20 protein-coding genes are annotated in these 18,379 nt (G+C 48.9%); 5 read left to right on the top strand and 15 right to left on the bottom strand.

The genetic code is table 11. The features are described 5' to 3' along the window. The first annotated feature begins 325 nt into the window (after nt 1–325). Genes CHL76_RS15860 through CHL76_RS15850 form a run of 3 tightly spaced genes read left to right on the top strand, consistent with a single transcriptional unit; the run spans nt 326 to nt 1,306 of the window. The gene (locus CHL76_RS15860; RefSeq protein WP_079474639.1) at nt 326–886 is read left to right on the top strand and encodes an RNA polymerase sigma factor; all 561 of its coding nucleotides are present in this window, start codon (nt 326–328) and stop codon (nt 884–886) included. An 11-nt stretch (nt 887–897) separates the two neighbouring features. Further along, the gene (locus tag CHL76_RS15855; RefSeq protein ID WP_079474638.1) at nt 898–1,074 is read left to right on the top strand and encodes a YvrJ family protein; all 177 of its coding nucleotides are present in this window, start codon (nt 898–900) and stop codon (nt 1,072–1,074) included. After that, nucleotides 1,067–1,306 carry a helix-turn-helix domain-containing protein gene (locus CHL76_RS15850; protein ID WP_233133495.1) on the top strand — a complete coding sequence of 80 codons (240 nt, stop codon included), beginning with the start codon at nt 1,067–1,069 and terminating at the stop codon, nt 1,304–1,306. Before CHL76_RS15855 ends, CHL76_RS15850 begins: the two co-directional genes overlap by 8 nt. 58 nt (nt 1,307–1,364) lie before the next feature. Here the strand turns inward: CHL76_RS15850 and hxlB are convergent, their stop codons facing one another. The 7 genes from hxlB to CHL76_RS15815 are packed head-to-tail and all read right to left on the bottom strand — an operon-like array spanning nt 1,365 to nt 7,360. Further along, nucleotides 1,365–1,925, bottom strand: coding sequence for a 6-phospho-3-hexuloisomerase (hxlB, locus tag CHL76_RS15845; protein ID WP_079474637.1), 561 nt, complete (start codon nt 1,923–1,925; stop codon nt 1,365–1,367). Further along, on the bottom strand, nt 1,922–2,548 hold the full coding sequence (gene hxlA, locus CHL76_RS15840; protein WP_079474636.1) for a 3-hexulose-6-phosphate synthase: 627 nt from the start codon (nt 2,546–2,548) through the stop codon (nt 1,922–1,924). The genes hxlB and hxlA overlap by 4 nt, the downstream gene beginning before the upstream one ends. A gap of 11 nt (nt 2,549–2,559) precedes the next feature. Then, a complete protein-coding gene (locus tag CHL76_RS15835; protein ID WP_079474635.1) occupies nt 2,560–3,513 on the bottom strand; it encodes a sugar kinase in 954 nt (317 codons plus the stop codon). Nucleotides 3,514–3,530: 17 nt separating this feature from the next. Continuing rightward, complete coding sequence (locus tag CHL76_RS15830) at nt 3,531–4,811, bottom strand: TRAP transporter large permease (protein WP_079474634.1); 1,281 nt, start codon at nt 4,809–4,811, stop codon at nt 3,531–3,533. After that, a complete protein-coding gene (locus tag CHL76_RS15825; protein WP_079474633.1) occupies nt 4,808–5,302 on the bottom strand; it encodes a TRAP transporter small permease in 495 nt (164 codons plus the stop codon). The genes CHL76_RS15830 and CHL76_RS15825 overlap by 4 nt, the downstream gene beginning before the upstream one ends. Nucleotides 5,303–5,314: 12 nt before the next feature. Continuing rightward, entirely contained in the window at nt 5,315–6,325 is a 1,011-nt protein-coding gene (locus tag CHL76_RS15820; protein WP_079474632.1) for a TRAP transporter substrate-binding protein, read from the bottom strand. A gap of 18 nt (nt 6,326–6,343) precedes the next feature. Next, a complete protein-coding gene (locus CHL76_RS15815) occupies nt 6,344–7,360 on the bottom strand; it encodes a LacI family DNA-binding transcriptional regulator (protein WP_079474631.1) in 1,017 nt (338 codons plus the stop codon). Nucleotides 7,361–7,559: 199 nt separating this feature from the next. Here CHL76_RS15815 and CHL76_RS15810 point away from each other — a divergent pair, with 199 nt between their 5' ends. Further along, on the top strand, nt 7,560–7,982 hold the full coding sequence (locus tag CHL76_RS15810) for a MarR family winged helix-turn-helix transcriptional regulator (RefSeq protein ID WP_158219211.1): 423 nt from the start codon (nt 7,560–7,562) through the stop codon (nt 7,980–7,982). Further along, a complete protein-coding gene (locus tag CHL76_RS15805) occupies nt 7,979–9,172 on the top strand; it encodes an MFS transporter (protein WP_079474629.1) in 1,194 nt (397 codons plus the stop codon). Before CHL76_RS15810 ends, CHL76_RS15805 begins: the two co-directional genes overlap by 4 nt. Before the next feature lie 53 nt (nt 9,173–9,225). Here CHL76_RS15805 and CHL76_RS15800 read toward each other — a convergent pair whose 3' ends face one another. From CHL76_RS15800 to CHL76_RS15765, 8 genes are all read right to left on the bottom strand, one after another. Next, on the bottom strand, nt 9,226–10,581 hold the full coding sequence (locus tag CHL76_RS15800; protein ID WP_094909086.1) for a sigma-54 interaction domain-containing protein: 1,356 nt from the start codon (nt 10,579–10,581) through the stop codon (nt 9,226–9,228). 158 nt (nt 10,582–10,739) lie between these two features. After that, the gene (locus CHL76_RS15795) at nt 10,740–11,654 is read right to left on the bottom strand and encodes an aldo/keto reductase (protein ID WP_094909085.1); all 915 of its coding nucleotides are present in this window, start codon (nt 11,652–11,654) and stop codon (nt 10,740–10,742) included. Continuing rightward, nucleotides 11,651–12,682 carry a LacI family DNA-binding transcriptional regulator gene (locus CHL76_RS15790; RefSeq protein ID WP_079474626.1) on the bottom strand — a complete coding sequence of 344 codons (1,032 nt, stop codon included), beginning with the start codon at nt 12,680–12,682 and terminating at the stop codon, nt 11,651–11,653. The genes CHL76_RS15795 and CHL76_RS15790 overlap by 4 nt, the downstream gene beginning before the upstream one ends. 177 nt (nt 12,683–12,859) lie before the next feature. Then, complete coding sequence (iolE, locus tag CHL76_RS15785) at nt 12,860–13,798, bottom strand: myo-inosose-2 dehydratase (protein WP_094909084.1); 939 nt, start codon at nt 13,796–13,798, stop codon at nt 12,860–12,862. 48 nt (nt 13,799–13,846) lie between these two features. Continuing rightward, nucleotides 13,847–14,887 carry an inositol 2-dehydrogenase gene (gene iolG / locus CHL76_RS15780; protein WP_079474624.1) on the bottom strand — a complete coding sequence of 347 codons (1,041 nt, stop codon included), beginning with the start codon at nt 14,885–14,887 and terminating at the stop codon, nt 13,847–13,849. 85 nt (nt 14,888–14,972) lie between these two features. Continuing rightward, nucleotides 14,973–15,986, bottom strand: a complete 1,014-nt coding sequence (locus tag CHL76_RS15775) for a Gfo/Idh/MocA family protein (protein ID WP_079474623.1) — start codon at nt 15,984–15,986, stop codon at nt 14,973–14,975. Nucleotides 15,987–16,180: 194 nt separating this feature from the next. Continuing rightward, the gene (gene iolD, locus CHL76_RS15770) at nt 16,181–18,100 is read right to left on the bottom strand and encodes a 3D-(3,5/4)-trihydroxycyclohexane-1,2-dione acylhydrolase (decyclizing) (RefSeq protein ID WP_094909083.1); all 1,920 of its coding nucleotides are present in this window, start codon (nt 18,098–18,100) and stop codon (nt 16,181–16,183) included. A 115-nt stretch (nt 18,101–18,215) separates the two neighbouring features. Then, the coding region (locus CHL76_RS15765) for an aldehyde dehydrogenase family protein (protein ID WP_143747456.1) at nt 18,216–18,379 on the bottom strand (164 nt) is incomplete at its 5' end.

Genomic DNA, 18,379 nt, shown 5'->3' with positions numbered 1-18,379 from the left:
GTTGGACTAGAGCGTGAGCAATATCTGTAGTAAAATTATTCATAGGGAAGTCCTCTTTTCTGTGGATGTGGTCGGTAACTTCATTCTACTAGAAAAGGACTTCCTTTTTTGGTGATCGATCGTTTACACAAACTATTTTATGCTCTCGCCACCAATGAGTCTTTTTTAACAGGACTTAACCTGTAAATAATTTAAATTTCAGTATTTTCTTGTTTAAATGAAAAGCTTTCGTATAAAATATAAGAACAAACGTTCGTATAAATGGTTTACTTTTTATCTTCGAGATGTCTTTTACAAACAACAGGGGCAAGGAGAGGAGGCATCTATGACACATTCATCATACGCTGATTCAAAAAAAGAAACTTGGGAAACCTTCAGAAAGAAAAATCATTCATTTCTGCGCACCAGGCTTATTCGGGAATTCCTGGAGGATTCTGTGCATCAGCAATTATTAAAGCAGGCTTTGAACGAGGAGGCTGCCTGGGCTTACAAAGCCGTCGATTTGTCTTTTAAACGGTATTACCAGGATGTAATCTGGCGGGCCTATATGTTAAAAACCCTGCACTGGCAGGCAGTCCGCTACGATCGCTATCATCGCCGCCGCCAGCAGCGTACGCCTTTATCCGACCAGGAGGAGATGTTTGAAGAAGCCGGGCCTTTTTCCAGCCGGATCGAAGAACAGAGCCTGGAGGAAGAGCTGCACCATTATTCCATCTGGCTCGGCTTTCGTTCGCTGACGCCGTACCAGCAGTGGATTTTCTCTAAAAAATACAGCTCCGGGTGGAAGGACACAGACATTGCCAATCACCTTCAAGTCAGCCGCCAGGCAGTGTCAAACGCCCACCGGAAAGGCCTGAAGACACTTCGTCTTTATGCCGGGAAATAGGGGGGACGGTAATGCATATTATTGATTCCAGTGCTGTCGTCGAACTGCTTGCTAATGTCGGCTTTCCTATCGTGGTCACGTTCTACCTGCTTTTACGAATTGAGCAACGCATTGAGCACCTGCGGCGGGAAGTAACACGTTTGGCATGCTCTTCACCAAAAAAGGAGGACCCAATGCATGATGACTAACAACCGCACAACAAAAGCCCAGCGCATGAGTGAAGAAGCACTTTACGAAGAGCTTCAAAAATTTGAGCCTTTCATTCAGCAGGCACTGCGCCAGACTTCCTACCAGGAACGCGAGGATCTTCAACAGGAGCTCCGCCTAAAATGCATTGAAAAAATACTCACGTATGAACCACCTGAAGTCCCGGGGTTCTGGGAATACAAACGCCGCTATGAGCAGCAGAGTGACGAATAGACCTTCTTCATAAAAATAACCGGCCCGGCTTCTGGCCGGACCGGTTGTTACATATGTGTTACTCCATGTTGGAATGGCGCCTCGCCATCTTTTCATAGTCAGCGTTCCCGCCTGCATGGACAGCAGCAATAATCAGGCCGTCCAGTATTAAATGCAGGCTCTGGTCAAATTGATTTCCCAGCGGCTGAATCGTTCCCGGCTCGTGCTCCAGCCGTTTTTTTGTTGCTGCCGGTACTTCAATAAAAGCACTACTAATCTTTCCCAGGGATGATTCGCGGTTGGTCGAGCAGACGAGAAGCTCTGCCCCGCTTTTTTTTGCCTGCTCCGCCGTGTGGACGAGAATCGAAGTATTTCCCGAACCGGATAATACTACAAGTAAATCCCCCTCTCCCACGGAAGGAGTAATGGTTTCCCCCACGACAAACACGTTATAGCCGCTATGCATGAGACGCATCGCAAACATTTTCCCAACGAGACCCGAGCGCCCCTCGCCGGCTACAAAAATTGCCGGGGCGCGGTTCAGCCGTAAAGCAGCCTCTTCGACTTCTTCAGCATGTACGTTTCCCATAACCTCCGTTATTTCCCGGGAAATTGTATTTAATACTTGTTCTGTATTCATAGCCGGTCTGCCTCCAATCGTATTTGTTCGGCTGTCTGCCGGGGGTTTTCGCTTTTCGTGATGGCGCCTCCGATAATAATGACGTCCGGACGCGCGTCTTTAATTTTATAAAGAGTTTCCGCCTGCAGCCCCCCGGCCGCCGACACCTCCCAGTGCGGAAATGCCTGCAGCAGCCTATAATAGTCGTTGTCACCGGCATTTTCCCGCTGCATATCTTTACCTATGTGCAGGGAAGCGCTGCGGACACCAAACTTGTCGAGTTCATCGAGACGCTGTTTGTCCTGCACATTCAGCAAATCCACAAAAGCTTTTTTCCCGTATTCTCCAGCAGTTTCAAGCACAGCCTGAATCGAAGCATCCGGAGCAAAAGCCATTACTGTTGTGACGTCTGCGCCTGCTTCGAAGGCCTGGATTGTTTCTGCCCTTGCTGCGTCACACGTTTTCATATCTGCCACCAGCAATTGATCCGGGTATTCCTTTTTCATCTGCCGGACAATGTCCATACCGTATTCTTTAATAACCCCAGTGCCTATTTCAATCCAATCAATGTATGCTTCAGTTTGATGAACGATCTTAAAACAATCGTTCCATGGCAACCGGTCCAACGCCAGCTGAATTTTCATTAGCTCCTCCTTTAACGCTCCACGCGTTCTTCGTTTCCAAGCGCTGCTTCCACTTCTTCCAGCAGCGGCAGCCCTTCGTTATCGCCTGCTACCTGTACCACTTTTGCTCCCGCCACCGAGCCAATTTTCAACGCCTTTTCCAGCGGATAGCCCTGCAGCAGCCCGTATAAAAAGCCAGCATTAAAGCCGTCTCCTGCACCTACGGTATCGGCTGCCTTTTCAACTTTTTCCGCCGGTTGATACACGGTTTTGCTGCTTCCGTGTTTCCCCGCTGCGCCTTCGCTTCCATTTTTAATAATGATGCGGTCAATGCCATACGATTGGAACGAAGCGATATGCTCTTCGATGGACTGGCCGCCAAACAATATGTCTGCTTCGTCTTTGCCGCTCAGCATAATATCAGCGTATGGAAGCAGTGACCGGATCGCTTCTCCAGCCGCTTCCCTGCTCCACAGCTTTAAACGGATATTCGGATCCATGGCTGTAAGAGTTCCCTGCTCTCTTGCAAAGCGGGCCGCTTCCCGAAGCATTTCCACGTTTTCTGGCCGTAGCGAGGCGAACACCCCGGTCATATAAAACACCTTGGGCTGTTTGCTCAGCTGTTCTTTAATGTGCTGTACTGTTAGTTCCTCTGTAGGCGACGGGAAACGGTAATAAAACGTACGTCCATTTCCGTTTTCAAGTGTTTCCTTAAAATTCACGGGAGTGGCGTAGTGTTCTTCAAGTGCTGTTCCCGACATGTCAATCCCTTCACCGCGCAGCGTGTTCAGAATATGGCGGCCGAATTCATCGCGGCCTAGGCGGGTGATCATCCCCGTCTGAAGGCCGAGACGGGCACAGCCGACAGCCACGTTCAGCTCGGCCCCGCCTATTCTTCTTTCAAATTCCGTCGTAAACCGCATCGGTCCCCGCTGCTTCGGGTTCATGGTAATCATTGCATCTCCAATTGTAAGGACGTCCTGCATCTTTGCTGCCTCCATTCTTATTCAAATGCATTCGGCAGCCACATGAAGATGCCTGGTACGAATGCGATTACTAAAATTACAATCATAATCATGCCGATGTACGGAATTGTCGCTTTAAAGGAACGGCTGATGGAAAGCCCGCCGATCGCGCTTGCAAGCAGCAGGCACAGTCCGTACGGCGGTGTCACCAGGCCTACAGCGAGGCACATGAGAACGACAATGCCGACATGGATCGGGTCGAGACCGAGCTCTGACGCCGCCGGCAGAATAATAGGAACAAATAAAATGATCGAAGGGACCGTGTCCATAAACATGCCGACAAATAAAAACAATAAGATGATCAGGATAATCATCAGCCACGCATACGGCACCGACTCCTGGAAAAACGATGAAATGTGGGCCGGAATATTGTTATAGCTGATAAGCCTCCCAAGCGAGGTAGCGGTAGCCAGCGCAAACAGCGTTAGCGAGCTGAGCTTTAATGTTTCAATAACAATGTCCGGAAGGTCCCGCAGGCGGATGCTTTTATAAAAAAAGTACGCCAGAATAAACGAGTAAATGCAGGCAATGATCGACGCTTCAGTTGGTGTGACGAACCCGCCCATGATGCCGACTAAAATAATAATCGGCGTAAGGAGCGGCGGAAAGCTCCGGATACCATGTTTAACAATCGCTTTTGTGTCGAGCCGGTCATGCTTCGGATAATTATTTCTCTTAGAAACCACTAATATAAACAGCATTAAGCCAATGCCAATCAACAGTCCCGGAATAATTCCGCCGATAAACATCTGGCCAATCGATACTCCGGCCAGGCTCCCGTAAATCACCATTGGAATAGATGGCGGGATAATCATCCCCATCGTGGAAGATGCGGCCGTTACAGCCACCGACGTCTCTGTGCTGTACTTTTCTTTTTTCATGTTAGGGATCAGGATTTTCCCTACCCCGGCCGTGTCCGCCGTAGATGCCCCTGATATGCCTCCGAAAAACATAGAAACCACTACGTTGGAGTGAGCCAGGCCCCCGCGGATGTGGCCAACAAGCGAAACTGCAAATTGAATGAGCCTCTCGGAAATCTTTCCCCGGTTCATGATATTTGCCGCAAAGATAAACAGCGGCACAGCGAGCAGAATAAAGGAGTTCAATCCGACAAACATCTGCTGGATGACAGACTCAAGCGGCACGGTTCCCATGACGAGAAAGCCGACATAGCTGACAATGCCAATCACAAACGCAATTGGGACGCCCAGAACCATTAATATTAAAAAGAGCAGTATTAGTCCAATAGCGGTTATCATTTTTTATTCACCTCCACGATGTTTTGGTAGTGCTTCCAGTGGTCCATCGCATTCTGAAATGCAAACAGCATGATGCCTGCCCCGGCAACCGGTACTGGAAGCCAAATAAAGAATTGACTTACTCCCGGGAGGTAGTTCAGCGTCCAGCTGGTGAACTGGGCTGTAATCTGCACTCCGTGGATTACAAATGCAAGGCCGAACAGGATTAAAAAGAAATGAATGACTATCTGCAGCGCAAGCAGATACTTACCGGAAAGCTTTTCCAGGAGAATGCTTACGGTAAAATGCTGGCGCTCTCTCACCATTGCTGCTGCTCCCAGCAGCACCATCCATATAAAGGAATAGGTGGCCACTTCCGCCGACCACAGGAAGGCGATGCCGGGGATATAGCGGGTCATTACCTGCATAGCGACACATATAAAGAAAATGGAAAAAGCGGCTGCCCCTCCCCACAAAAACACTCGCTGTATTTGATCGATAAAGGCTCTCATGTTCTCGCCCTCCTATTCATCCTTTAATTCCTGGACTCTCTCATATTCTTCTTCCATCCCCAGGTTATCGACTGCTTCTTTACGTACCTCTTCCGTCTGCTTTGTAAAGGCTTCTTTATCTACCTCATTGATCTCCATGCCTTCTTCCTGCAGCTTTTCCCTGTAATCGCTGGCTAATTCCTGATCAGTAGCACGCGCCGTTTCAGTAGCTTCCCGGACAGCTTTATCGACTGCTTCTTTTTGTTCAGCATTCATGCCATCATAAACATCCTGGGTGGTGAAAAACACCCGCGTCGTAACGTCGTGCTCGGTGAGGGATAAATGATCTGCTACTTCATAATGGCTTGCTAAATAAATATTGGTAAAATCATTTTCTGCCGCGTCCGTCAGGCCGTTCTGAAGCGCCTGGTACATTTCATTCCAGGCTACACTCGTCGGCTGGGCCCCAAGTGCCTGCCATGTGTTTGTCACCACCGGCGAATCCTGGGTCCGGACCGTTTTATTTTCCAGATCCTCCGGCGTTTCTACCGGCTGGGTGCCGTAATAATTACGTGTGCCTGCCGACCAGTAATCAAGCACTTTAAAATTTGATTTTTCTTCCGTCACCCGGGCCACTTCGTCACCTACTTCACCATCTACCACCCGTTCCCAGTGCTCCCGGTCTTCAAAGAGATACAAAATAGAGAAAAAATCTACTTCCTTTACCTTCTGGGCCAGGTAACCGGGGGAGGCCACCACCAGGTCCACCGAGCCGGTCTCTGCGCTCTGGGCAAGCTCTGCCTCACTCCCGCCGAGCGAACCATTCGTGTGTACTTCCACCGTTACACTGCCATCGCTTTCTTCTTCTACCACTTCTTTAAATTCCCTTAAGCCAACGGCATAGGGACTCTGATTATCAAGCTGAGTGGCTGCTACTAAATGAACGCTTTCTTCAGCGCCGGCCGTGTTATCATTGCTGTCGCTGCTGCAGCCGGCAATCACTCCAGCTGCCAGTGCCATCATGGTAACGCTTACTTTTTTCATTGCTTAAAACCTCCTTTTTTATGCTTTTATTTCAGTAGAATCCCTTACATGAAAAGTTGTCCGATGTACATATTCCCGGCTTAGTTCCTCTGCCGGCACTCCGTCGTTTACCTGCTTCAGTAAAAGCTCCGCTGCTTCTTCCCCCATTTGGTAAGCTGGCTGCTCAATAGTAGTCAGCGAGGGAGAAAAGAAAGAAGCGTATTCCACTTCATCGAATGTCACCAGGGCAAGATCTTCAGGAATATTGAGTGCGTATGTTTTAGCAAATGTCAGTGCTTCTACGAGCATGCGGTCGTTGGAGATAAACAGCGCGTCCGGCTTCTGCTGCCGGCTCAGCATGGCGCTTAAAGCCTTCTGGGCTCCGTTTACTTCTCCGTGGTACATAAGCTTTTCATTTTCAGCAATGCCCGCTGTCCGCAGCGCTTCTTCGAAGCCGCGGAACCGTTCTTTTCTCGTATTCATTTTCAGCTCCGGGCCGATAAAACCGATGTTGCGGTACCCTCTGTCGATTAAATGCCTCACCGCTTCGTACGAAGCCTTGTAATTATTTACAACGACAGAAGGGGCTTCTGACTGCTCTACCGTTCGGTCCAGAAATACTAAAGGAATTTGATAGCTTAGAATGTCTTCATAATTTTTCCGGTCCTGGCTGCTCGGAATAATAATCATTCCATCAATCTGCTTTGCCATCAGCATATCAATGTACTGTTTTTCTTTCGTTTCATCGTCATCCGCATTACAAATGATGACGTGATAATTATATTTAATGCACATATCTTCGATCGCTCTGACCACCAGAGTGGAAAACCGATGTACTACGTTTGCGATAATAACGCCGATTGTTGTTGTTTTTTGCTGTTTGAGCCCCCTGGCAATAGCATTCGGACGGTAGTTTAACTGAGCGATGGCCTGTTCGATGCGCCCTTTTGTTTCTTCGCCCATGTATGTAAACCGGCCGTTCATAAACTGGGAAACGGTGCTTATGGAGACATTTGCTTCTTTTGCCACATCACGCAGCGTTACATTTTTACGCATAGCTACCCTCCTGATAAAACGTTTTAGTAAAACGATTTATTTCATTCTAAAAGATACACCTTCAAATTGCAAACGCTTTATTTAATTTTTTTAGTGCAAGCAACCGCTTCCAGGGTTTACCTTCTTAATGTTTATTCGTATACTGGTACAGTTGAAATTGGTTAGCATGCTAATTAAATTCAGAAGGAGCTTTCTTTCTATGGAATCAGACCAGCTTATCCATATGATCCATCAGCGCTCGCGTATGCTCTCGAACACGTTAAACGACACCCTTGCCCCGTTTGGCCTCTCCCATGCACAGTATATGATTATGTATATGCTCGATACAGGCGGGCCGGCCACCCAGGCACATATGCGGAAATACCTGCAGGTGGAAGCCCCGACGATCACCCGTACGATCGCCACAATGGAGCGTAACGGCTGGGTTGAAAAACGCCCCGGCACAGACCGCCGTACGCAGATTATTCATCTTACCTCTGACACGAAGCAGGCGCTTCCGGGCATTAAGGAACAAGTCGCCGAAGCAGAAAAGCGGTCTCTTGATCAGCTCTCAGCCCGGGAACGGGAAGCTCTTTACTCCCTGCTTCAAAAAATGACGAACGAAAGGAGCCTAGAACGATGAGCCGTCATGATCATCCCATCTGGACGAAGGATTTCATCAGTATAACAATCACCAACTTCATGGTTTTCACCGTATTCTATTCCCTGTTAACGACGCTGCCCCTCTTTGTCACAGGCAGTCTCGGAGGCACCAGCGCCCAGGGCGGACTCGTCGTTACGATAATGCTCGTTGCTACGATTATCACCCGGGTATTTGCCGGAAAAATTATGGAGAAAATCGGACGTAAACGGGCGCTGGTCTGGGGTGCTGCTGCATTTGTTGTCTGTACTTTTTTATATCTTTTTGTTGATACATACAGCGGCCTGCTGCTGCTGCGATTTGTCCACGGCATTCCTTTTGGTGTCCTAAGTACAGCTACGGGAGCTATCGCTGCCGACGTCATTCCGAACGAGCGCCGCGGAGAGGGCCTCGGTTATTTTACGACCTCCATGAATGTCGCGGTCGTCATCGGTCCGTTCATCGGGCTTACGCTGATCCAGTTTGCCCCCTTCACCCTTTTGTTTACGCTCCTTGGCGTATTTATGATTATCGGGGTCTGGTGTGCAGCCATTGCCCGCGATCCGGGCATCCCGGCATCTCCGCAGCCAGGTAAAAAGAAGCTGTCCATTCATGACTTTATTGAACTGCGGGCGCTTCCAATCGCGTCGATCGGACTGCTTGCCTCTTTTTCCTATGCCGGCGTTATTTCGTATATGTCTCTGTTTGCTGAAGCAATGAACCTGATTCAAGTATCAAGTTTCTTTTTTCTTGTGTTCGCTGCTGTGGTCATCGCTTCGAGGCCGGTGGCCGGACCGTTATTTGACACGCGCGGACCGGGGACGGTACTGTACCCCTGTCTGTTGATCTTTGCCATTGGCCTCGTAACGCTCAGCTTCACTACAACCGGCTGGATGCTGCTGTTATCTGCTGCGTTGATCGGCCTCGGATACGGCACGCTTCTCCCCGGTTTTCAAACGATGTCTATTCAGGCAGCCCAGCCGCATCGAAGCGGGCACGCTACTGCTACATTTTTTATCATGTTCGACTCCGGCATCGCCCTCGGGTCCTTTGTTCTCGGCCTGTTAGTGAATGCGGTCGGCTACCAGTATTTATATCAAATTACAGCAGCTATTATACTCCTGACCATTGGGGCGTTGTTTTTATATTTCCGGCTTTCATCAGTTTACGTCTACGAAGAAAATAAGGCGTAGCTCTCTATAATTTTCCATATAAAAAGAAGCAGGAGCGCTCCTGCTTCTTTTTATTACATCTGGTGGTCGCGCATTTTTTTGTATAAGGTGGTCCGGTGAATCCCAAGTTTTTTAGCAGCTTCTGTTTTATTTCCGTTTGCTTCTTCAAGTGCCTGCTTAATCATCGCCTGTTCCTGGGCCGATTTCTGATCTTTCCAGTTTGCAGCCCCCGTACGTTCAGTTTTGGTTTCCTGAGCCAAAGCAGCAGACTCGCGTGCTGTTACAGAAGGGAGCGGGAGGTCTTCGGTGCGTATTTTTCCTCCGTCGTGCATAGCAGCGAGCTGTTCAATAACGTTCATCAATTCCCGGATATTGCCCGGCCATCCATACTGCTTCATGGCTTCCATGGCTTTATTCGTTATTTTTAGCGGCTTCACGCCCAATTCGGTGGAAAAGTGTGTATTATAGTATTCCACAAGAAGCGGAAGATCTTCAATCCGGTCCCGAAGCGGCGGCAGGCTTACTGCTATTACGTGCAGGTGGTAGTATAAATCCCGGCGGAACCTGCCCTCCTCTACCAGCTGTTCGATATTTTCATTAGTAGCAGAGATAATCTTCATGTTCACCGGAATCGGAGCAGCATTGCCGACTTTACGCACATATGAATCTTCAAGCACGCGAAGCAGGGCTGCCTGCATAGCCATGGACATATTGCCTACTTCATCGAGAAACAACGTACCTTCGTGAGCTGCCTCGAGTAAACCGACAGCCCCGTACTCAGGCTGCATGGGTACTTCTTTTCCGAATAGCTCTTCTTCAAGATGGGCATCGGGGATGGAGGCGCAGTTCACCGCTATAAATTCCCCTGTTCTGCCGCTCTCCTGGTGAATGGCCTGGGCAAATAATTCCTTGCCTGTTCCTGTTTCTCCGGAAAGCCAGACGGGGGTTTTCGTTTTCGCTGCCCGTTTTGCTATCTGAATGGCACGGTGAACCTCTTCATTTTCTCCTATGATACGCCGGAAAGAAGCAATGGATGGACGGAAGGTGGGCGAGGAGGACGTTTCAGAAGTATGTAGCTCTTTTAAAGCTTTTTCCGTCCAGACTCCAGTTACTTTTCCTTTTTTGTTTACAACGGCGATTGGCGGATACTGCTGCTCCCATGATTCCGGAATTTGGCCTTCAGTAATCTGGGAAACTTCTAAAATCCACCCGTCTTTAATTTTTTTATTAAGGCTCTTCTCTTTATAAATGTGATTCCATACCTTTGCTTCATCGAGAACACCTATCGGACGGCTGTCTTCATCCACCATCACCACCGTATCTTTTTCCCCGTCTTTCCAAACCTTCAATACGTCTGTCACTTCTGTTTTTGACGCTTCAAGCGTACGCGGTTCTGCTACAAACTGTTTCCAGTATTCTACTTCTGCCACGCCCCATCACCCTTCCTGTTTATGAATTGCTACTTCCTTATTCCCGCATGCTTCCCGAAAGAAACAACAGCTTTGCTTTGAAAGACTTTTTCACCGGTTCTCTTTCCTTATATAATTAACGCCCTTTCCTGCGAAGGAAAAGGCATCGATTGCTCCAATTAAACAGTAAACAGGGAGATGTCTTTATTATCAAGAAGATCAACAGCTTTAGCGTTACTTACCAGCTGTTCCGGCGTTTTACAGCCAGGGATGACTGCATGAACGCTTGAATTGGATAAACACCAGGCAAGTGCCCATTGCGGGAGGGGGACGTCGTCTGGAAGAGTTTCCTTTAGCCGCAGCGCCTCCTGAAGAGCGGCTTCCTGTTCATTCTGCGGGCGGCGATGGCGAACATCATCTTCTGCAAAGGAGGCCCCTGGTGTATATTTTCCGCTTAAGTAACCGCTCGCCATTGGTACCCGGGCAATAACCCCCAGATGCTGGCGGTCACATTCCGGAAATGCTTCCTCTGCAGCTTTGCGATCCAGCCGGTTATATACCAGCTGTATCGTTTCTGCACCGACAGCTTCCGCCTGCCTGATTTGGTCCATATAATCCTTTTTCTTTACCGAAAGGCCGATATGGCGAATCTTGCCGGCTTTTTTCTGTTTATCAAGCATCGTCCACAGCCTGTCATTCTGGAATTCCTCGTCTGTTCCGGAGTGGAATTGATAAAGATCGATATAGTCTGTACGGAGCGCCCGCAGGGAGGCTTCGAGCTGCTTTTGCACATCTTCCGGGTTATAGTGCCGGGTCCGGTCGTTTGGTCCGTGAAAATGATGGCCAAATTTGGAGGCCACAAACCACTGATCCCGGTCTTTCTGAATGGCGGCACCGGTTAATTCTTCTGCGAGGTGGTCTCCGTAGCATTCGGCCGTATCAATAAAGTTAATATCTTCCGTCCTTGCCGCTTCAAACAGTCCGTCTACTTCTTTCTGGGTAAAAGTTTTGCCCCATTCCCCGCCGAACTGATAGGTTCCAACACCTACGACAGAGACTTCTTCACCGGTTTTTCCGAGCATGTTATATTTCATGAGCCAGTCACATCCCTTTCTGCTTCTTTTATGCCTGCGGTCGTCTCACGGACGTGCAGTTCGGGGTTTAGTATAATAGTCCGCGTCGTTTCGTTTTTACCTCCGATCCGGTCGATCAGCATCTGGGTTACCAGCCGCCCCATTTCAAGAATAGGCTGCGCTACTGTAGTCAGCGGCGGGTCACTCAACGTAGCAATAAATGTATCGTCAAAGCCGACAACCGACAGATCCCCCGGCACCCGGCGTCCCGCTTCCTTGCCTGCCTGGATACAGCCGATTGCCAGAAAGTCGTTCAAAGCAAACACTGCGGTGATAGCGGGATCATTCTGCAGGGCCTGACGCATAGAATTTTTAGCATCGCCAATTGAATTATTGTCTTTTACAATTACCGCTTCTTCCCGGCTTACTCCGTGTTCGTCATACGCTTCGTAAAATCCTTTTAACCGTTCGGTATCACTCGAGTTGTTCATTTCGCCTACAACAAAAGCAATCCGGATGTGGCCGGCCGTGAGCAGATGCTTCGTCGCCTCGTATCCGCCCCGGTAGTCATCGACAAGCACTGTGTCCACGTCAATTGTCGAGGCGTCTCTTGCCACCAGCGCCAGGGGTATCTTCTGTTTCATAAAATCCTGCAGCGCTTTCGAATTCTGTATCCCAGTGCCCAGAATAATGCCGTCCACCCGTTTTTGATTCAGCCACCATAAATATTGAATTTCTTTTTCCGGATTATTGTCGGTATTACATATAACGACATTGAAGCTGCTTGCATGTCCTGTATCCTCCACGCTTCTTGCAAGCTCGGCGAAAAAGGAGTTCGCAATATCAGGAACCAGCAGGCCAATCGTATTCGTCTGCTTTCCGGTAAGAGCGGAAGCCACTGTGCTTGGCTGGTAATCGAGCTCATCCATAATGGCGAGCACCCGCTGTCTTGTTTTTTCTCCTATTTTTCCTTTGTTGTTGATCACCTTTGACACCGTAGCGATCGAAACCTCTGCCCGTTCCGCGATGTCATAAATTGTTGGTCTCATTTTATCTTCCTCATTTTTGTCGTTTCGTTTATTATAATTCCTCCGTTCTTTCCTATCCACCGGGAGGGCCTTTTCTTTTCACATTTTTCATGTAAGCCTGTAACCTGAAAGCCTTTATGAAAGTCCTCCCAGCAGCAGAAAAAAGCATTCCGATTTATTCGAAATGCTTTCGCTCGCTTATCTGCCGGCTTTTTCCCCGTATTTTTCCTGAACTTTTTCCATCGTTTCATCCAAATGATCCTTCGCCATTTTTGCATATTTGTACGGAGGGGCAACGTCCGGGTCCTGTTCTGCTTCTACTACTGTCCAGCCCCGGTAGCCCCGCTTCATCAATTCTTCAAGGACAGGCTCAAAATCAATGCAGCCATCTCCGGGCACGGTAAACAGCCCTTCAAGCACAGCCTCCCGAAACGTCAGATTCTCTTTAATTGTTTTATTCCAAATATCTTCACGGACATCTTTGTAGTGTACATACTTAATACGGTCGTAGTAACGGGTCAGCTGATCCATTGGATCATAGTTGCCAAAAAAAGCGTGGCCGGTATCATACAGCAGTGACACAGCATCTTCATCGGTTTCTGCCATTAAACGGTCCACGTCTTCCCGTTGCTCTACAATCGTACCCGCGTGCGGATGATACACGAGCTCCAGGCCGTATTTTTTCGCGATGTGCCCAGCCTCATTCAGTCCCTCCACCATGCTCTGCCACTGCGCCTCTGATGGTGCCGTAATTTTTGCTTTATCTGGATCGTCTCTATCCCAGTGCATCGAGTTGCCCATTTCACAGACAATCACATATTCGCATTCCATGTCTTTTAAAAACCGGACCCATTCCTCGAAATCGCGGACTTCCTGCTCTTTATGCTGCAGATTGGAAAACTGGGTTCCGACAAATTTACTGGCAAGCGTGACCTCGTGTTTCCCGAGAATCGCTTTTAATTCCTCGAGATTACGCGGGAAGGTGCGCCCCATTTCAGTCGCTTCGTACCCGATCTCCCTCATTTCGCCTAGAATCTGATCTAACGAATAGTGGTCTCCAAGCCCTGGAATGTCATCATTTACCCAGCTGATAGCTGCAATTCCGAGATGAAACTCGTAATTTCCAAGTCCCGCCATTTGCTGCACCCCTCTTTTAATAGTGTTATTATACTTTCTGCCTCTGCTTTAGTCGGTATAGACCTTGTCCTGGTGCACATCCTTCATGTAAATGCGTTCGCCGTTGTTTTTAAACGATTCGGTGGCCGCAAGCGCTACCTGCATATTGATCTTGGAGTCCAGTGAAGTAACCCTCGGCTCTTCGTCGCCTTTAACGCATTTAATAAACTGCTCAAGCTCAAGAACATATGCCTCCCGGAACCTTGTCTGGAAATTTGGCACAATTTCATGGTTGCTTCCGGTGCTGCTTTGAACCGTCACATCACTGTTCCGCAGCGATCCGACGAAAATGGCCCCTTCAGTGCCGATGATCTCTGCCCGGATGTCATGGCCATACGGGGAGGTTCTGCTTGCTTCCACATCCCCGGCGCCTCCGTTTTCAAATTCCAAATACGTGATGGCTTGATCGACGTCTCCGTATTCCTCCATAAATGAATTAATAAGAATACGGCCATGTCCGGAAACAGAAGAAATTTCAGAGCCCATCAAATACCGCGCCATGTCATAGTCATGAATCGAGCAGTCTAGAAATATGCCGCCGCTGTTTTTTATAAAAGAAGCGGGCGGGGAGCCGCTGTCTCTTGAAAAGCCTTTAAAATAAATCGGCTTTCCGATTTCGCCGGCATCGATGCGTTCACGGGCATCATGAAAACCAGGATCGTACCTTCTCATAAAGCCGACCTGGCAGACAACGCCGGTCTCTTCTATCACCTTGATGACTTCGTCCGCTTCTTCCACAGTGGAGGTCAGCGGTTTTTCCACGAAAATCTGCTTACCGCTGCGTGCTGCTTTTATAATCATGTCAGCATGGGTGCTCGTCGGCGTCACAATTACCACTGCATCCACGTTTTCGTCAGCAAACACTTCCTCAGGATCAGATGTCCAGCGTCCCACCCCAAGCTGTTCAGCCACCATTTCGGCATGTTCGGCGAGTGGATCACAAACAACCGTCAGCTCGGCTCCTTTCACTTTGTTCATCATGTTGCTTGCATGGAACAATCCCAGCCGCCCAAGTCCGAGCACCGCTACTCTAATATCATTTTGTGCCATTTGTGCACCTCCTGTGTGTTTATTGCCCGCCTGTCTTTTATCTGCTCTTCTCTAGGGCTTCTGTGCCACCCCTTTTTTCTTTACTCTAAGAAAGAACTTTGTTTAATTGCTCGGCAATATTTATTTCTTCACCGGTTTTAGCGCTTTCATAAATGCTTGTCAGCAGGAAGGTTGACTTGTAAGCTTCCTCTGCATTTACCGGTGGTTCTGTACCGTTGACTAAGGCGTCAATGAACAGGCGGTCTTCTTCTTCATAACCCCATTTTTTGCTGACAGGCATCAAGTGGTAGTCAGAGGAATCAATTTCTCCTTCAAGGCCGCAGGCAATTTTCACAGTTTCGAGTTCTGCGGTCGTTGCCGTACTGTATTTTCCGTAAATTTCAATTGCTTCAAACGGGAAGCTCCATCCCGAGTGGGCAAATGTATTGAATGTCATGACCATTCCGGATTCAAAGGTCAAAAGGATCGCAAAGTTATCCAGTTCGCTCTCGGACACAGCCCGTGTTGCTTCGCATTTCACCTTTTCCACCTCACCGAAATAAAACCGGCACAGATCCATCAAATGAAATGGTGTTTCGTATAAAAAGCCTCCGGTTTTCGCCGGATCAGACGTCCAGGCAGGATGCAGCAGCTCTCCCCGGTTCATTTTGAAATGGGCAGAGTACGCCTCAAGCTGTCCGGAATCCATGTAGCTTTTAATTTTTTTGTACACATAGGCATAGCGGCGGTTCATGCCGAGGTTATAGCAGGCTTGGGATTTCCGTGCGGCATCACGTATCTGCCTTGCTTCTTCTTCCGAGGTCGCCATCGGCTTTTCACTGAATACGTTTACATTATTCTTTAAACAATGAAGAACCGGGCTGACATGCATCGTGTTTGGCGTGGTGACATAGACAGTATCCACGCCTAGCGCAATCAGCTCTTCGATGGAGCCCGCTGTACGCACGTCTGGACCGGCTTCTGCGGCTAGTTCTTTCGCTTTATCCTCAAAAATATCGGCGATACCAATGATTTCGACCCGCTCGTCTTCTTTTAAAAGAGCAGCATGAACAGCGGCAATGTGCCCAGCTCCCAGTATTCCTACCTTAACTTTTTTCACGTTCCAAAACCTCCTGCACTATTATTTATGGTTATTATAATTGTTTTTGAGTAAGCGCTTAACTTATGTTTATACTATCGTTTCCTTTCGGGTAATTCAAGGGGTAAACGGAAAAAGTGTAAGCGATTTATCAAAAAGCTGGCTTTCTATACGAAAAAGCGCTCAAAGCCAGGGATTTGAGCGCTTTTAACCATCTAATATTTGCGGGCCTGCTGCAGCTGCTTTTCTTTATCTTCAAAAGCTTCCCGTACACTTTCTCGTTCAGAAACTTCCGAAACGCCGACGTGCCACCAGGATTCATAATCCCCGGTCATTGTTTTCGGCAGTACCTTTACGTCAATCAGCGTAGACATTGTTTGCTTTTTCGCATCAGCAATAGCTTCTTTCAATCCTTCCTCTGTCGTCACCCGGTACGTTTTCAAGCCGTAGCCTTCAGCTACCTTGGCATAGTCAATGTGCATGACGCTTCCGCACATTTCATCCTCTGTTTCATCCCGATGACGGAATTCGGTTCCGATGCTCTGCATGCCATTGCCCATCTGCAGGTTGTTAATACAGCCGTAGCCGGAATTATCAAACAGCATCACGTTAATCTTTTTGTTTTCCTGCACGCTTGTAATCATTTCCGAGTGCAGCATCAAAAAGCTGCCGTCTCCGACCATGGCGTATACTTCTTTATCGGGCTCTGCGAGCTTGGCCCCGAACGCTCCGGAAATTTCATAGCCCATGCAGGAATAGCCGTACTCCATGTTGTACCGGTACTTCTGGCTCGACTCCCACAGGCGCTGCATGTCACCAGGCAGGCTTCCGGCCGCTCCAACGGCTACAGCGTCTTCATCGATCTCCCGGTTCACAACGCCGAGCGCGGTTGTCTGGGCCAGGTCCGTGCCCAGCACTTTACGGTACTCCTGCAGCTCCTCGTCAAGATGACCGGCAATTTCTGGCGTAAAGCCTTCTTCCGTATAGCGCACAGAATAAAGGCGTTCTTTTTCTTTGGCCCACGCGGCCTTCGCCTCTTCGGTCTCGTTTTTAAATTCAGACGTGTAGTCCCCGGTCTCATTTACAAGAGCATCGATTACAGCCTGCGCGTCACCGATTAACGGCGAGGCATCCATTTTTATTCCGTGAAATTCCGATACGTTGATTGAAATAAATTCGACATTTTCATCCCGGAACAACTGCTTCGAGGAGGTCGTAAAGTCAGCCAGGCGTGTGCCTACTGCAATAATGACGTCCGCCTTCGGAGCGAGCGTGTTCGCTGCCAGGTTACCGGTTACACCAAGACCTCCGACATTCCATTCATGCGTGCTTTCCACCGCGCTTTTGCCGGCCTGCGTTTCTGCAATCGGCACGTTCCAGGCCTCGGCCATTTTTTTCAGGCTTTCTCCTGCCTCGGAATAGCGGACACCCCCGCCGCAAATGATGAACGGACGCTTTTTGCTCCGGATTAAAGCCGCTGCTTCCTTTACCGAACGCTCATCCGGCACTTTTCTCGAGATGCGGTGAACACGCTTCTGGAAAAATGATTCCGGAAAGTCATAGGCCTCCCCCTGAACGTCCTGTGGCACGGACACAGTAACTGCCCCGGTGTCTGCCGGATTTGTCAGCACACGCATCGCCTGAATCAAGGAGCTCATCAGCTGCTCAGGTCGTGTAATACGATCCCAGAACTTACTTACCGGGCGGAACGCGTCGTTAGTGGAAAGCGTTAAGTCATGAGGCTGTTCCACCTGCTGCAGTACCGGGTCCGGCTGGCGGCTTGCGAAGATGTCTCCCGGAAAAAGGAGCAGAGGGATGTTGTTTACCGTCGCTACGCTCGCTGCTGTTACCATGTTGGCAGAGCCAGGTCCTACAGAAGACGTGCAGGCAATGATACGTTTGCGATTATTCTGCTTAGCATATGATATTGCTGCATGTCCCATGCCCTGCTCATTTTTTCCCTGGTAGACCCGGAGCCGTTTTGCTTCAGATAGAGCCTGGCCGAGACCGAGAACGTTGCCGTGACCAAATATTGTAAACATTCCATCTACAAACGGAATTTCTTCGCCGTCCCATTCAATATACTGCTGCTCCAGAAAACGTACGATTGCTTGTGCTGTTGTTAATACGGGCATAAAAATCCCCTTCCTGTTGTCGTTTTATAGAAAAAAAACTGCCTTCTCCTCTCTCAGAATAGAAAGGAAAGAGAAGACAGTCCTGGGGTTGTGCTATTGGGCTGAAGCTGTGCGATTACCAGCGGGCGGTCACCATTTTCTTGCGGGTGTAGAACTCCACGCCGTCCTTGCCGTTCGCATGCAGGTCGCCGTAAAAGGAATCCTTCCAGCCCGAAAACGGGAAGAACGCCATCGGCGCCGGCACCCCGACGTTGACCCCGAGCATCCCGGCATCAATCG

It is taken from the genome of Marinococcus halophilus (assembly GCF_002265875.1).
Lineage (GTDB): Bacteria > Bacillota > Bacilli > Bacillales > Marinococcaceae > Marinococcus > Marinococcus halophilus.
This window is presented reverse-complemented; position numbering and strand designations above follow the sequence as displayed.

Coding starts and splice junctions, on each gene's coding strand:
- CHL76_RS15815 (WP_079474631.1), bottom strand. CDS start 7,360: ATGCGTAAAAATGTAACGCTGCGTGATGTGGCAAAAGAAGCAAATGTC.
- CHL76_RS15795 (WP_094909085.1), bottom strand. CDS start 11,654: ATGAAATATAACATGCTCGGAAAAACCGGTGAAGAAGTCTCTGTCGTA.
- hxlA (WP_079474636.1), bottom strand. CDS start 2,548: ATGAAAATTCAGCTGGCGTTGGACCGGTTGCCATGGAACGATTGTTTT.
- iolG (WP_079474624.1), bottom strand. CDS start 14,887: ATGGCACAAAATGATATTAGAGTAGCGGTGCTCGGACTTGGGCGGCTG.
- CHL76_RS15825 (WP_079474633.1), bottom strand. CDS start 5,302: ATGAGAGCCTTTATCGATCAAATACAGCGAGTGTTTTTGTGGGGAGGG.
- CHL76_RS15860 (WP_079474639.1), top strand. CDS start 326: ATGACACATTCATCATACGCTGATTCAAAAAAAGAAACTTGGGAAACC.
- iolD (WP_094909083.1), bottom strand. CDS start 18,100: ATGCCCGTATTAACAACAGCACAAGCAATCGTACGTTTTCTGGAGCAG.
- CHL76_RS15850 (WP_233133495.1), top strand. CDS start 1,067: ATGACTAACAACCGCACAACAAAAGCCCAGCGCATGAGTGAAGAAGCA.
- CHL76_RS15820 (WP_079474632.1), bottom strand. CDS start 6,325: ATGAAAAAAGTAAGCGTTACCATGATGGCACTGGCAGCTGGAGTGATT.
- CHL76_RS15790 (WP_079474626.1), bottom strand. CDS start 12,682: ATGAGACCAACAATTTATGACATCGCGGAACGGGCAGAGGTTTCGATC.
- CHL76_RS15805 (WP_079474629.1), top strand. CDS start 7,979: ATGAGCCGTCATGATCATCCCATCTGGACGAAGGATTTCATCAGTATA.
- CHL76_RS15835 (WP_079474635.1), bottom strand. CDS start 3,513: ATGCAGGACGTCCTTACAATTGGAGATGCAATGATTACCATGAACCCG.
- CHL76_RS15810 (WP_158219211.1), top strand. CDS start 7,560: ATGGAATCAGACCAGCTTATCCATATGATCCATCAGCGCTCGCGTATG.
- iolE (WP_094909084.1), bottom strand. CDS start 13,798: ATGGCGGGACTTGGAAATTACGAGTTTCATCTCGGAATTGCAGCTATC.
- hxlB (WP_079474637.1), bottom strand. CDS start 1,925: ATGAATACAGAACAAGTATTAAATACAATTTCCCGGGAAATAACGGAG.
- CHL76_RS15830 (WP_079474634.1), bottom strand. CDS start 4,811: ATGATAACCGCTATTGGACTAATACTGCTCTTTTTAATATTAATGGTT.
- CHL76_RS15855 (WP_079474638.1), top strand. CDS start 898: ATGCATATTATTGATTCCAGTGCTGTCGTCGAACTGCTTGCTAATGTC.